Origin of the sequence: Pseudomonas sp. SID14000 (assembly GCF_002165135.1) — a bacterium.
Lineage (GTDB): Bacteria > Pseudomonadota > Gammaproteobacteria > Pseudomonadales > Pseudomonadaceae > Aquipseudomonas.
On the sequence record NZ_NFZQ01000144.1, the window covers coordinates 1 to 406 of the forward strand.

Sequence of the window (406 nt, forward strand, 5' to 3'; positions counted from 1 at the left end):
TGGTGGTCGACCGCGAGCGCGATCGGATCGCGTTCCGGACGGCGTCGTACTGGGACCTGGACGCCAAGCTCGACGCGGGCGAGGGCAAGACGCCGCGAATCTTCCCGTCCCGGCTCGTCTCGGTGGACAGCCGGCGGATCGCCCAGGGGCGCGACTTCGCCTCCACGGGTGAGCTGAAGAGCGAGAGCACGGTCCACCTGGACGAGACGACCGCCACCGCGCTGGCCGCGGCGCTGCAGGAGTCGACCTTCAAGGTCCGCTCGATCGAGTCCAAGCCGTACACCCGCAAGCCGTACGCGCCGTTCCGGACCACCACGCTGCAGCAGGAGGCCGGGCGCAAGCTCAACATGTCCGCCTCGCGGACGATGCAGGTCGCGCAGCGGCTGTACGAGAACGGCAACATCAC

The 406-nt window shown here is 69.5% G+C and carries 1 protein-coding gene; it reads left to right on the plus strand.

Annotated elements, in window-relative coordinates; translation table 11 throughout:
- Positions 1–406: DNA topoisomerase (locus tag CAY82_RS27690; protein ID WP_256576353.1), on the plus strand; the 406-nt coding region annotated here is incomplete at both ends.